Origin of the sequence: Paraburkholderia sp. A1BS-2L, from assembly GCF_051125205.1 — a bacterium.
Classification (GTDB): domain Bacteria; phylum Pseudomonadota; class Gammaproteobacteria; order Burkholderiales; family Burkholderiaceae; genus Paraburkholderia.
Window position 1 is genome coordinate 419,851 of the sequence record NZ_CP120430.1, and the last position, 13,762, is coordinate 433,612.

Sequence of the window (13,762 nt, forward strand, 5' to 3'; positions counted from 1 at the left end):
TTTTCCGGTACTAGGCTGATGTGATACGAACACTTATCATTACCGCATCGTTGCATGTCGGAGTCTCGGGAAAACTCGAGCGCATCGCGTAATCAACTTGGGAATCGAAGCATGTTGTATGGTCAAGCCCAGGATGCAAGGTTGGCGGCCCTGATTGATCAGGGCAAATCCGGTCCGGTTGGCAAACACGTGACAGACCTTACGCATATGCATTGCTGGTGCGCTATCTCGAAGCGAGACTCGCGCATGCCTGCACGCGGAACCTGTCCGCATTTTTGTGGGCGAGGCGGTTAAAGGAATCGTTACCCGCGCGCCTGCGTGAATCGATCACCAAACAGGATAGCAAACTGGTTCATGGCCGACTTCCAATCGAAGGCAGCGCGAACAGATTTTGCCAGGACATTGCGTAGCGCCAGCCAGAGCAGCTTGATGGCAGCCTCGTCGTTCGGGAAGTGGCCGCGGGTCTTGATGATCTTGCGTAGCTGCATGTTCAGACTCTCAATGGCGTTCGTTGTGTACACAACGCGCCGGATCTCCGGCGGAAACGCGAAGAACGGCGTGACGTGCTCCCACGCGCGCTGCCACGACTGCACGATCATCGGGTATCTGAGGCCCCAGGGACCATCAGCAAACGCCTGCAGCGCCTGCTGCGCGGCCTGCTCGCTGGCGGCGGAGTAGACCGGTCGCAGCGCCGCCGCAAGGGCCTTGCGGTCCTTGTAGCTGGCATAATCCAGGCTGTTGCGGATCAGGTGCACGATGCAGGTCTGCACGGCCGTGCGGGGGTAAGCGGTGCCGATTGCGTCGGCCAGTCCCTTCAGGCCGTCAACCACCGCAATCAGGATGTCCTGGCAGCCACGGGCCTTCAGTTCGTTGAACACCTTGAGCCAGAACTTCGCGCCTTCGGTCTGCTCGATCCACAGGCCCAGTACATCGCGCTGGCCATCGGCCTGAATGCCCAGTGCCAGATAGACCGCCTTGTTGCTGACCACGCCGTCGTCGCGGATCTTGACGCGCAGGGCGTCGAAGAACACCACCGGGTACATCGCATCGAGCGGACGGTTCTGCCAGGCCAGCGTTTCGGCCATCACCTCGTCGGTGACCGAGCTGATGAAATCAGGCGACACCTCGGTGCCGTAGCTTTCGGCCAGAAAGGCCTGAATCTCGCGCACGCTCATACCGCGCGCGTACATCGCGATGATGCGCTCGTCGAATCCGGTGAAGCGGCGTTCGTGTTTGGGGATCAGGATGGGTTCGAAGCTGCCGTCACGGTCGCGAGGCACCTCGACGCGCACGGGGCCGCGATCGGTGATGACTGTCTTGCCACTGGCGCCGTTGCGCTCGTTGGCTTGCCCGGCCGGTTTGGACTGGCCCGGTGGGTAGCCCAGATGCAGGTTCATCTCTGCACCCATTGCCCGCTCGATAACTGCCTTGTTGAACGCCAGCATCAGGTCCTGCACCTCGGCCGGCGTCATCGGCCCCTTGACCAGCTCGTCCAGCAGCGCCTTGGGCAGTTCAGGCAGCGGCCCTCGGGCCGCTGCCTGAGACGCCACCGTACGTTTCTTTTTCATTGGCATATCCATGACTTTTACCTCTCATGATATGCCTCACCCACAAAATGCCGGATAGGTCCGGAGGGGACGGCGATCGCCGTTTCCTACCCCTATCCCGCGAGCGCAAAGCGGTCATACTGTTGCCAGCCCACTGCCGCAGGAATCTTAGCCGTTCGGATTTATCGGCGACGGGGGGCGTTGTGAGGCGTGAAATCGAGTATGCTGCACCGGCAGTTGCGTGTGCATATTCTGCAGATCCTTGGCACGACGGTAGGCTGCAGCACATAATCCATCAACGTGCCTATAAGAAAGCGCCGGAACGTCTTTTTCTTCCACAAGAATGCGCCTACTCGACGCTCCCGACCGGGAGATACCATTAGCGTTCGAGCATCAAAGCCTGTAGACGCGCTCCGCATTGTCATGGAATAGCGCACGACGCTCAGATCCGGTGAACTCCTTCGTAATTGCCTTGAACGCGTCGAAGATTGCGTCGTAAGTGCTGAACAACTTGTCCACCGGGAAATTACTGGCGAACATGCATCGTCCGACGCCGAATGCATCGATTGCATCGAGTACGAACGGCCGAATGCTGTCGACCGTCCATTTCCAGTCCGCCATGCCAAGACCTGAAATCTTGCATGAAACATTTGGGGCAGAGGCCAGTAGTTTCATTCCTTTTCTCCAACCTTCTATTTCGGCAGGCGTGCGATCCACCGGCATGCCAGTATGGTTGAGAATGACAGGAGTATCGGGATAAGCCTGGGCCAGCGCCGTCGCTTCTTCCATCTGGGTGCAGTACAGTTGTAAGTCGAAAGACAGGTCGTACCGCCGGAGAAGGGAGTAGCCTGATCGCCATTGCGGGTCGCTCATGAGATGCGGATTGTCAATGAACGTCTTGACGGGGTCCCGATGGAAGTTAAGACACTGGCGAATTCCACGTACGTTAGGATACTCGAGGTGTGCTTCCAATACCTCCTGCACCTTCGGTGATGACAGGTCCGCAAAGCCGACAATTCCATGCGGGTACCCATGCTTGTCCGCAACGCTCTGTAGCCAACGCGTTTCCGCAACTGGGTCATTGTGATCATATTCAACCTGAAGATGAACCGTCTTGACGACATTCTGGTTCCTTATGTCCGCCAGGAAGTTTTCAATCAGATAGTCTTCGCGTATCGCCGAGTAATCACCGAAAACTCGCTCAAGCATGGGCCCCTGAAGCCACGGATAGTTGCCGTCCTTCAGGTCATAGAGGTGGTGGTGAGGGTCAATGATAGGGAGCTTTTCCACGATGTCTCCGGATGCTTTCAAGTTGAAGCACCAGGCCGCCGGCGCATCTGCAGGCGGCCTTGGCGCGCGCGATTGAGCTTAGTAGCTGCCTGCCGACGGCGGATACACGCGCTTCACGATACCCTGAGTCTCGGGCTGGTCAATCGTTTCCTTCGTCACGAGCGGCTCTTTGAGCGCCAACTCCTGAGTCGTCGGCTTTTTGTTCAATGCATTGTTCACTTGTGTTGTCGCGTCGATTCCCTGGCCGACGGCTTCCTGCAGGAAAATGCCCTGAATCGCGCCGTCACGCAGCAGTTTGATGGTGGTCGGGCTTCCATCAGCAGTCACAACGGCAACCTTCCCGGTGAGGCCGCGTGTCTGAAGCGCTTTGGCTGCGCCCGTAGCAGCTTCATCGTACATGCCGTAGATGGCCTTGACGTCCGGGTGGGCGGTCAGGATGTCGTTTGCCTGCGAAACAGCCTCATTGACAGTCAGACCGTGGGTCTCGAGAACCTGAACCAGGTCACAACCGTTCGCAGCGAACGACTCTTTCGCGCCTTTCATATATTTTTGCGCGTTCTCCCGGTCCTGCGGAAGTGACAGCATCGCAATCTTGTTACCACCGCGCTCCTTTGCAAGCTTGCAGACATATGTGCCCTGCGCCTTGCCGGTTTCGTAATTGTTGGCCGTGACCGCCGATGTGTAGTCTGTCTGCCCCGCCTGCGGACCGATACCAGCAAACGCGATAGGAACAGATTTATCCTTGAGCAGCCTCAATACAGGAGGCGTGCTCGTCGAGCTGACAGGCCCCATGACGATGGCAGAGACGCCTCGCGTCAGTGCCGTCTTCACATTGTCCATCTGCTTCGCGGGAGAATTCTCGGAGGTGAATTCCACGTAGTTCATGCCCAGTTCTTTTGCGCGTTCCTTGACCCCGTACGCAACCCATTGCCAGTACGAGATGTCCAGCGACGGCGCGATATAGGCAACCGTCTGCTTCGCCTGCGCGAGTGCCGGCTGTGAGACCATGGCGACGCAAGCCAGCGCGCTACACACGGCCATCGTGGTCAACGGCGTTCCACGGCGGCGGAATTTGGCGAATCGAAAAGCGTTCATCATTGTCTCCATGCTGGGTGTTGTAATGCCGGCTTATCGCCGTGCTTTGGTGACGCGGTCGACAAGGACCGCGATGAGAATCACGACACCTGTCACGGTGCCTTGCCAGAAACTGTTCACGCCAATGAGGTTTGCGCCGTTCTGGATAATCGTTATCATCAGTGCGCCGAGCAGCGCACCGATGGCCGAGCCGGTTCCACCGAAGAGGCTTGCGCCGCCGATAACCACCGCCGCGATTGCTTGCAGCATCAAGCTCGAGCCGGCCGTTGCTTCTGCGTTGCTGATGTACGAGATGCTTACGATGCCGGCGAATGACGCGAGTAATCCCGAAATGACATAAGCGGTTAAACGAACGCTGTTGACGGGGATGCCGATGACACGAGCCGAAGAGCTGCTGCTGCCCACCGCGTACAGCCATCTGCCGGCCACGACTTTGCGCAGACAGAACTCGATGACAATCAGAAGCAGCACGCACCAGAGCACGTAGTTGATGACACCGGGAATCAGCGTTCCGGAGTTGAGAAGCCAATAGTTCGGGTCGTTGACAGGAAGTGAGTGGCCGTCGGTGACGATGAACGACAGACTTCCAGCAATGGCATATGTACTGAGGGTCACGACGAATGGCGCGAGACCTACGAACGTCACCAGCGCACCATTAATCGAACCGATGATGAAACCGATAGCCAGGCCGGCGAGACTGCTCACAATGGCGCCATAACCATGCGACATAGCGAGTCCAGTCACCATGCCAGGACCTATCCGGCATTTTGTGGGTGAGGCATATCATGAGAGGTAAAAGTCATGGATATGCCAATGAAAAAGAAACGTACGGTGGCGTCTCAGGCAGCGGCCCGAGGGCCGCTGCCTGAACTGCCCAAGGCGCTGCTGGACGAGCTGGTCAAGGGGCCGATGACGCCGGCCGAGGTGCAGGACCTGATGCTGGCGTTCAACAAGGCAGTTATCGAGCGGGCAATGGGTGCAGAGATGAACCTGCATCTGGGCTACCCACCGGGCCAGTCCAAACCGGCCGGGCAAGCCAACGAGCGCAACGGCGCCAGTGGCAAGACAGTCATCACCGATCGCGGCCCCGTGCGCGTCGAGGTGCCTCGCGACCGTGACGGCAGCTTCGAACCCATCCTGATCCCCAAACACGAACGCCGCTTCACCGGATTCGACGAGCGCATCATCGCGATGTACGCGCGCGGTATGAGCGTGCGCGAGATTCAGGCCTTTCTGGCCGAAAGCTACGGCACCGAGGTGTCGCCTGATTTCATCAGCTCGGTCACCGACGAGGTGATGGCCGAAACGCTGGCCTGGCAGAACCGTCCGCTCGATGCGATGTACCCGGTGGTGTTCTTCGACGCCCTGCGCGTCAAGATCCGCGACGACGGCGTGGTCAGCAACAAGGCGGTCTATCTGGCACTGGGCATTCAGGCCGATGGCCAGCGCGATGTACTGGGCCTGTGGATCGAGCAGACCGAAGGCGCGAAGTTCTGGCTCAAGGTGTTCAACGAACTGAAGGCCCGTGGCTGCCAGGACATCCTGATTGCGGTGGTTGACGGCCTGAAGGGACTGGCCGACGCAATCGGCACCGCTTACCCCCGCACGGCCGTGCAGACCTGCATCGTGCACCTGATCCGCAACAGCCTGGATTATGCCAGCTACAAGGACCGCAAGGCCCTTGCGGCGGCGCTGCGACCGGTCTACTCCGCCGCCAGCGAGCAGGCCGCGCAGCAGGCGCTGCAGGCGTTTGCTGATGGTCCCTGGGGCCTCAGATACCCGATGATCGTGCAGTCGTGGCAGCGCGCGTGGGAGCACGTCACGCCGTTCTTCGCGTTTCCGCCGGAGATCCGGCGCGTTGTGTACACAACGAACGCCATTGAGAGTCTGAACATGCAGCTACGCAAGATCATCAAGACCCGCGGCCACTTCCCGAACGACGAGGCTGCCATCAAGCTGCTCTGGCTGGCGCTACGCAATGTCCTGGCAAAATCTGTTCGCGCTGCCTTCGATTGGAAGTCGGCCATGAACCAGTTTGCTATCCTGTTTGGTGATCGATTCACGCAGGCGCGCGGGTAACGATTCCTTTAACCGCCTCGCCCACAAAAATGCGGACAGGTTCCCATGCCAGTCAGGGAAAAGACTGAGCCGACTGACAGATCGATTCCACCCGTAATAATCACGAGTAGTACACCGAACGCCATGATGACCAGCGGCGCGGCGGCCTGGGTAACGTTCGCGAGATTTCCAATCGACAGCGCAGCGGGAACGACCATTCCGACGGCGAGTTCGATGACGACAATCGCAATAGCGATTGCAATTTCGGTACGATACGTTGACAGCAGGCGTCGAATACCACCGCCTGACTCCTTCGAGCTGCTCTGTATTGAGTGCGTCGCTGCTTTCATGCTCTGTCTCCTGGCTTAATCTTCGATTTCCGAAACGTCATGCGTTTCAGGCGGCCATCCCTGTAGCGCTGGCAAGGCTCTCCTCATTAACGTCTGAGTGACGAAGAATGCCGGTCGGCCGCCCGGAAAGGTCAAATGCGAGCACCGTGTCACAGAGTTCGACCAGTTCCACGTACTCGGTCGACCACCAGACGACTGCCGTACCCTGCCTGGCGAGCTTGCGAATGAGCGCGTAGATTTCCCGCTTTGTCCGAATGTCGACGCCGCGCGTGGGTTCTTCGAGCACCAGCAGTTGCGGTCTCAGATTCAGCCAGCGCGCAACTAGAATTTTCTGCTGCGTACCACCGCTCAAAGTTGAGGGGAGGTGCCATAGGGAACCGGCACGTATCTTGAGCGCGTCGAGGAGGGCTTGCCCATGCCGAAGCTCTTCGTCACGAGCTATCTTTTTTCGCTCGACGATGCGCCGCGCCGCCATCAGGTTGTCGATGATGGGAAGCGTTGCAAGAATGCCTTTGTTTGCACGGTCGCCAGATATGTAGCCGACCCCGGCGCGAGCTGCGCCTGACGGACCGCGATGCTTGACCTGCACCCCGGCGCGCTCGATATTCCATCGAGATTTTGTCCCGAGTCCCGTGAGTGCCTCAATGAGAGCCAGAGGGCCGGTCGGTGCGCCCGCGAGTCCGATAATGGCCCCCGGACGTATTTCGAGCTCGATATCGTCGAGGCGGACAACGATAGGCTTTTCCGCGGTGCTACCGTTGTCGTGACGCGCGTCGTGACCTTCCCGCAAATCCGATGCAGCTTCCAGGCTGACCTCGGGTTGCTGGTCTGGCTCGACGGATTGCCCCATATAGTCGACGATTTCGCGGTCCGTGATGGCATTGAGCGGCGCACGGTCGATGGCTGTTTTCCCGTCGCGAATGATGGTGCAGACGTCAGCAATCTGACGTATCTCGCGCATGCGATGGGATACGAACAGGACGGCGAGACTTGTCTCCGCGACCAGCCTTCGAATGACCGCAAACAGACGCCCGGTCTCGGCAGCAGTGAGATTCGCTGTCGGCTCGTCAAGCAGTAGCAGCCTCGCGCCAGAGCGGAGTGCTCGAGCGATTTCCACGAGCTGCCGCTCGTGAAGCGATAGCTCGCCCACCAGACGACTAACCGATTCCCGGGCGAACTGCGAGTCAATCAACGATAGAGCGTCAATCGCGAGCGCACGTGATACCCGCTCGCTATAGGTCCCGAGCGCGCGATGCATCCGGGGTATTGCGATATTTTCCGCGACCGACAGATGAGGCAACAGTGCCAGCTCCTGGTTCACAACCGCAATCTCTCCTGTGTCAGCGGGTGATGCTGAGGAGCCACCGAGGTCCCGTCCGGCAAACTGAAGCGTGCCCCCGTCCCGTTGATGCTGGCCAGAGATAATCTTGATGAACGTCGACTTCCCGGCTCCATTGCCACCAAGGAACGCGTGAACCTCTCCCGGACGGACAGACAGGTCGAAGCCCTTGAGGACGCTGGTAGCACCGAAACTTTTGACGATTGACTTCGCGAGCAACAACGCAGGTTGTTCAGACATAGCAAATCTCCGTCGCGAAAACTGCGAACGAACGTCTCCAACCGCAGGCCACAAGAGCCGCCTGCGGCGTGTCACATTTTCCGAAGGCTTAACCGGGTGGCAGCAAATACGACGCGCCGAATCCGGTGACGGCCGGTCGCCTTAGCGCTGGACGACCTTGTAGCGACGGGTGGATTGTTTGCGGGAAGGGGAGGTCAGGTTATCCATCAATGTCTCCTGTGCGGTTGCTGCACCGCGCAATCTTTATATGAGGCAAGACTTTAGGCCACCAGGCGGCCTGACACGGGGTAACATTTCGTCTGTTTTCGTGTCCGTATCGCTTGACGTCGAGGATGGCAGCGAGCACCGTCCGAAGGCAATGCAGTTTTGTTCAATCGCGACTGAAAAAAATTTGATCATGCGAATTCCTCCGTTGAAGGCCATCATTGCGTTCGAGTGCATTGCACGCACGAAGAGTGTGAATCGAGCAGCAGAAGAGCTCGACCTCACGGCTTCGGCAGTCAGCCATCAGCTAAGCAACCTCGAATCGATGATTGGCCAATCGCTGTTTCAACGGACTGGGCGTGGTCTCGTCCTGACGCCAACCGGTGAGCGCTATCTGGCGGATGTCACGGGGTCGCTGGCAGACCTCAGTCGGGCAACCGAGCGAGCCTCAAGCCAGAAAGAAGTCGACATCCTGCGCGTGCACTCGAGCCCGAGTTTCGGCCTGATGTGGCTATTGCCCCGGCTATCCTCGTTTCAGGAAGCAAATGGTGACGTTCAGCTGAACGTCGCCTGTTCGTACGAGAACGTTTCGTTTTCGAACGGGTATTACGACATCGACATTCGTCACGGCTATGGAGAATGGAGCAACCTTGAAGTACGTACGGTCCGGGGTGAATTCATTGCCCCGCTGGCGTCGCCGGCCTACCTCGAGCGGCATCCGGTGAAGACGCCGGAAGACCTTCTGGCGCAGCGGCTCATCTATTCGGAGACGCCGCTCGTTCAGTGGCGGCAATGGTTCGGACGGGTCGGGGTTGCCGGTGCGAACAAGACGTTCGATTTTTCATTCGACCGCTCGTACATGTCCATTGAGACAGCTTCGTTAGGGCTCGGAATTGCACTGGAAAGCGTAATGATGGCTTCGCAGAAAATAAAGGACGGCGCCCTCGTGCAGGTCTTCGACGATAGTCATTCGGTCGAGGTTGGGGCGCATCACATCGTTTACCCGAGCCAGAACGCTGAATTGCCTCGGGTTGCAAAGTTTTTGTCCTGGATTGAAGAAGAAATCGAGCGCTGCAAGCCGCGTACACAGGGATAACCCTGGGGGCTGAAAATTTCTCAGCTACGGTTGAAAGGAACTGCGTTGATGCAAGGCGCGCCGGCGGACAAACTTCGCCTACACCTAGTTCATCAACGGAGACACCCACATGTTGCTCGAGAATCAAGTCGTTATCGTCACGGGCGCGGCATCGGCGCGCGGCATCGGTAAAGCGACAGCAAAGGCGATGGCAGCGCAAGGAGCGCGCATCGCCATTCTGGACCTGAACCTGGCGGACGCGGAAAGCGCTGCGCGTGACCTAGGGGAAGGTCATCTTGGTCTGGCGTGCGACGTTACCGACAAGGAAGCCTGCGTCGCCGCAGCAGATGCAGTCGCTGCTAAATACGGCCGAATCGACGCGTTGATAAACAACGCGGGAATTACGCAGCCCATCAAGACACTCGAAATCTCCAAGAATAACTTCGACGCGGTTGTCGGCGTCAGCCTTCTGGGCACCCTGTACATGTCGCAGGCGGTCATTCCCCACATGAAAAAGCAGCAACGGGGCAGCATCGTGTGCATGTCATCCGTTTCCGCGCAACGCGGCGGCGGCATCTTTGGCGGCCCGCACTACAGCGCCGCAAAGGCAGGCGTTCTCGGCCTCGCGAAAGCTATGGCCCGTGAATTCGGCGGCGATCATATCCGCGTCAATTCCATTACGCCGGGTCTCATCCAGACGGACATCACGGGTGACAAGCTGACGCCCGAGATGCGTGCGGACATTATCAAGGGCATTCCGCTCGGGCGCCTCGGCGAGGCAAACGACATCGCCAATGCCTGCCTGTTCCTGGCAAGCGACCTCTCGTCGTACCTGACTGGCATTACGCTTGACGTCAACGGCGGCATGCTGATTCATTGAAGTGACGTGCCCGCGTTCGCTTCCGACATTGCATAACATACGACGCACTTGGACCAGCCGCGGCGTCTTGCAGCCAAAGCGGCACAGAGACATGGCACTGTGCCCGTCGCCGTGACGGGCTCAGATGACAGGAGACACCCCATGAAATCCAGACTGGCCACACCGGGAATCGGTGCAGACCTCTCGGCTTCGAGCGACTCATCAGACTTCGAAGCGCGAACCTACGCAAGAGTCGCTCGTCGCCTCATTCCCTTTCTGATGCTTTGTTACCTCGGCGCGTATCTCGACCGGGTGAACGTGGGCTTCGCAAAGCTGCAGATGCTCAACGACCTGCACTTCTCCGAAACCATTTATGGCATCGGTGCAGGAATTTTCTTCCTGGGTTACTTCCTCTTCGAAGTCCCAAGCAATCTCATTCTGCACAAAGTCGGCGCGCGAAATTGGCTCGCGCGAATCATGCTGACCTGGGCGGTTATTTCCGCGAGCTTTGTGTTCGTGAAGACGCCAACCACGTTTTATGTTCTGCGCTTTCTGCTCGGCGTTGCGGAAGCGGGCTTCGCCCCGGGCGTGATTCTGTACCTGACCTACTGGTTCCCGGCCGCCCGACGCGCAAAAGCGCTCTCGATGTTTTTCATGGCTATTCCGATGGCTGGCATCCTCGGCGGCCCGCTTTCCGGCTGGATTATGCATTCCTTCCAGGGCGCCCACGGACTTGCAGGATGGAAGTGGCTTTTCATGCTGGAGGCACTGCCGTCGTTGCTCCTGGGTGTCGCAATTTTTCTGTATCTCGACAATGGCATCGCCAGCGCCAAATGGCTCTCAGACGACGAAAAGGCGCTCCTCAAGCGCAACGTGGAAAGCGACCGTACAGCGACCACCGAACACGTGTCGATCCGTGCCTTCGTCCGCGACCGCCGTCTCTGGCTGATGGCTGGAATTTACTTTTGTGTCGTTCTCGGTCAATACGGCCTTACGTTCTGGCTGCCGACAATCATCCGCCGCACTGGTGTCGCCGACCCGCTGTGGGTGGGTGTCCTGACCGCGATTCCGTACATTTGCGCCATCGTCGCGTTGCCCTTGCTCGGAAGCAGCGCCGATAAGCGCCGCGAACGCCGTTTGCATCTCGCGATTCCGATGCTGGTTTCTGCCGCGGCATTCGCAACGCTGCCGACGCTGGGAAGCGTGGGTGCATCGATTATCTGCGTGAGCATCGCTGCTGCCGGCATCCTCGCCTCGTCGTCATTGTTCTGGGCGCTTCCCACGGCCGTTCTCAGCGGCATGTCCGCCGCGGCCGGAATCGCTGCGGTGAACTGCTTCGCCAATCTGGCCGGCTTTTTCTCGCCCGCCATCGTCGGGTGGCTGAATGACCTCACCGGCAAGGCGACAGCAGGCCTCATCTTCATTTCGACGGCCGTCGTGCTGGGCGCGGTGCTGGTGTTCTTCGTGCCCGCAAAGACGGTCAATCGCTGAACGAACTCTTTCAAGGAGACGAGTAAATGAGTACAACCGTCATCGAGGATGTGTCGCTCGCCGAGCGCGCATACCGCATCCGCCGCAACGCCCTGCTGATGGGCGAAGTACAGGGCCAAGGTTATATCGGACAGGCGCTCGACATCGCTGACGTTCTCGCTGTTTCGTATTTCAGCGCCATGAATTACCGCGCGGCCGAGCCAGACTGGGAGGACCGGGACCGCTTCCTGTTGTCGAACGGTCACTACGCTATCGCGCTATACGCCGCACTGTTCGAAGCCGGTATCCTTCCCGAAGAGGAGCTTGAGACCTACGGCAGCGACGACAGCCGTCTGCCGATGTCCGGGATGGCGAGCTACACACCGGGGATGGAGATGTCCGGCGGGTCGCTCGGCCAGGGGCTAACGATTGCTGTGGGCCGGTGTCTCGGACTCAAGCGCAAAGGCTCCAGGTCGTTCGTGTACACGCTCTTCTCGGACGGCGAACTCGACGAAGGCGCCATCTGGGAAGGTCTTCTCTCAGCGGCACACTGGACGCTGGACAACCTGATTGCGATGGTCGACGTCAATAACCAGCAGGCCGACGGCCCGTCGACGCAAATCATGGCCTTCGAGCCGCTCGTTCCGAAGCTCGAAGCGTTCGGCTGGTACGTGCAACGCGTGAACGGAAACGACATCGATGCCGTGAAGACGGCCTTCGACAACGCCCGCAACCTGAAGGAGCCGAAGCCCCGAATCATCGTGTGCGACACGAAGATGGGCTGTGGCGTGCCTTTCCTCGAGCAACGGGAAAAGAACCACTTCATCCGGGTGGACGCTCATGAATGGAAGCTGGCGCTGGATGCACTTGATGAAACTTTTGCAGGGATCAAAGCATGAACCCGGTAGTCGATAAAAAGCCGCGCCTGAAGACCTCCGCAATGATTGCGTCCATCGCCGGCGAAGGTCAGGTAACCCGCTCCGCTCCGTTCGGACATGCACTCGTCGAATTGGCTCGAGCGAAGACCAATGTCATTGGCATGACGGCCGACCTTGGCAAGTACACCGACCTTCATATCTTCTCGAAGGAATTTCCAGAGCGGTACTACCAGATGGGCATGGCAGAGCAACTTCTGATGGGCGCCGCTGCTGGCTTCGCCCACGAAGGAGCGCAGCCGTTCGTCACCACCTATGCAGTGTTCGCGACGCGGCGGGCGTACGACTTCATTCATCAGACCATCGCTGAGGACAACCTCGATGTCAAAATCGTTTGCGCCCTCCCGGGCCTGACGACCGGCTATGGGCCAAGCCACCAGGCCGCTGAAGACCTCGCGCTCATGCGCGCAATGCCGAACATGACGGTAATTGACCCGTGCGATGCGCTCGATATTGAACAGATGGTACCAGCCATCGCGGCGCATAAGGGTCCGGTCTATGCACGCCTTCTGCGTGGCAACGTTCCCGCGGTGCTCGACGAGTACAACTATCAGTTCGAACTCGGCAAAGCAAAAATGCTGCGCGATGGCAACGACGTTCTCATCATCGCGTCCGGCCTCATGACCATGAGGGCGCTGGAAACTGCGAAAGTGCTGGCGTCCGACAAGGTGGACGTCGCAGTGTTGCATGTTCCGACCATCAAGCCGCTCGATACAGAGACCATCATCCGCGAGGCAAAGCGGACGGGGCGCATGGTCGTCGTCGCTGAGAACCATACGGTTATCGGCGGTTTGGGTGAAGCTGTCGCAACCACGCTCTTGAGCGCCGGCGTTTCGTGTACGTTCAAACAGGTAGCGCTGCCCGACGAGTTTCTCGATGCAGGTGCACTGCCGACGCTCCACGACCGCTATGGTATTTCGACAAATGTCATGGCGGCCAACATCAAGCAGTGGCTGGCTTAAGCATCGGCTGGTCAACTGGCGTTCGCATGTAGAAGATGCGTACGCCAGCGACACTCCTTGGGCTGGCGCTACGCAAAGTCCTGGCAAAATCTGTTCGCGCTGCCTTCGACTGGAAGTCGGCCATGAACCAGTTTGCTATTCTGTTTGGTGATCGATTCACGCAGGCGCGCGGGTAACGATTCCTTTAACCGCCTCGCCCACAAAAATGCGGACAGGTTCGTACGCATCTGCTGCCAGTGAGACCCGACATTCACGGTCGTTGAGGTTCGATCGACGGGAGTACGACCTTAAGCTGCCTCATAAAGGGCGACACCTGAGCGTCAGCAATGGCCGATTGT

Annotated in this window: 12 protein-coding genes; 6 read left to right on the forward strand and 6 right to left on the reverse strand. The window is 58.7% G+C overall.

Annotation, left to right across the window (positions count from 1 at the left end):
- Nucleotides 1-302: 302 nt before the first annotated feature.
- The 4 genes from P5W98_RS26460 to P5W98_RS26475 all read right to left on the reverse strand — a co-directional run bounded on the left by P5W98_RS26460 (nt 303) and on the right by P5W98_RS26475 (nt 4,679).
- On the reverse strand, nt 303-1,574 hold the full coding sequence (locus P5W98_RS26460) for an IS256 family transposase (RefSeq protein WP_421025294.1): 1,272 nt from the start codon (nt 1,572-1,574) through the stop codon (nt 303-305).
- 366 nt (nt 1,575-1,940) lie between these two features.
- Nucleotides 1,941-2,837 carry an amidohydrolase family protein gene (locus P5W98_RS26465; RefSeq protein WP_421027710.1) on the reverse strand — a complete coding sequence of 299 codons (897 nt, stop codon included), beginning with the start codon at nt 2,835-2,837 and terminating at the stop codon, nt 1,941-1,943.
- A 78-nt stretch (nt 2,838-2,915) separates the two neighbouring features.
- Nucleotides 2,916-3,935 (reverse strand): substrate-binding domain-containing protein, encoded by a 1,020-nt coding sequence (locus P5W98_RS26470; RefSeq protein ID WP_421073381.1) that lies wholly within the window; start codon nt 3,933-3,935, stop codon nt 2,916-2,918.
- Between the two features lie 30 nt (nt 3,936-3,965).
- Nucleotides 3,966-4,679, reverse strand: a complete 714-nt coding sequence (locus P5W98_RS26475) for an ABC transporter permease (RefSeq protein WP_421027712.1) — start codon at nt 4,677-4,679, stop codon at nt 3,966-3,968.
- A 60-nt stretch (nt 4,680-4,739) separates the two neighbouring features.
- On the opposite strand from P5W98_RS26475, the gene P5W98_RS26480 reads away from it, so the two are divergent.
- The gene (locus P5W98_RS26480; RefSeq protein ID WP_421025294.1) at nt 4,740-6,011 is read left to right on the forward strand and encodes an IS256 family transposase; all 1,272 of its coding nucleotides are present in this window, start codon (nt 4,740-4,742) and stop codon (nt 6,009-6,011) included.
- 8 nt (nt 6,012-6,019) lie between these two features.
- Here the strand turns inward: P5W98_RS26480 and P5W98_RS26485 are convergent, their stop codons facing one another.
- Nucleotides 6,020-6,340: a hypothetical protein gene (locus P5W98_RS26485; protein WP_421027713.1), complete on the reverse strand. Its 321-nt coding sequence runs from the start codon at nt 6,338-6,340 to the stop codon at nt 6,020-6,022.
- Nucleotides 6,341-6,386: 46 nt separating this feature from the next.
- Nucleotides 6,387-7,919: a sugar ABC transporter ATP-binding protein gene (locus tag P5W98_RS26490; RefSeq protein WP_421027714.1), complete on the reverse strand. Its 1,533-nt coding sequence runs from the start codon at nt 7,917-7,919 to the stop codon at nt 6,387-6,389.
- 397 nt (nt 7,920-8,316) lie between these two features.
- Between P5W98_RS26490 and P5W98_RS26495 the strand changes: the two genes are divergently transcribed.
- The 5 genes from P5W98_RS26495 to P5W98_RS26515 all read left to right on the forward strand — a co-directional run bounded on the left by P5W98_RS26495 (nt 8,317) and on the right by P5W98_RS26515 (nt 13,424).
- Nucleotides 8,317-9,219 (forward strand): LysR substrate-binding domain-containing protein, encoded by a 903-nt coding sequence (locus P5W98_RS26495; protein WP_421028036.1) that lies wholly within the window; start codon nt 8,317-8,319, stop codon nt 9,217-9,219.
- Nucleotides 9,220-9,328: 109 nt separating this feature from the next.
- The gene (locus tag P5W98_RS26500) at nt 9,329-10,078 is read left to right on the forward strand and encodes an SDR family NAD(P)-dependent oxidoreductase (RefSeq protein WP_421027715.1); all 750 of its coding nucleotides are present in this window, start codon (nt 9,329-9,331) and stop codon (nt 10,076-10,078) included.
- Between the two features lie 141 nt (nt 10,079-10,219).
- The gene (locus P5W98_RS26505; RefSeq protein WP_421027716.1) at nt 10,220-11,548 is read left to right on the forward strand and encodes an MFS transporter; all 1,329 of its coding nucleotides are present in this window, start codon (nt 10,220-10,222) and stop codon (nt 11,546-11,548) included.
- Nucleotides 11,549-11,574: 26 nt separating this feature from the next.
- Nucleotides 11,575-12,426, forward strand: a complete 852-nt coding sequence (locus tag P5W98_RS26510) for a transketolase (RefSeq protein WP_421027717.1) — start codon at nt 11,575-11,577, stop codon at nt 12,424-12,426.
- Nucleotides 12,423-13,424, forward strand: coding sequence for a transketolase family protein (locus P5W98_RS26515; protein ID WP_421027718.1), 1,002 nt, complete (start codon nt 12,423-12,425; stop codon nt 13,422-13,424). The genes P5W98_RS26510 and P5W98_RS26515 overlap by 4 nt, the downstream gene beginning before the upstream one ends.
- Nucleotides 13,425-13,762: the final 338 nt, after the last annotated feature.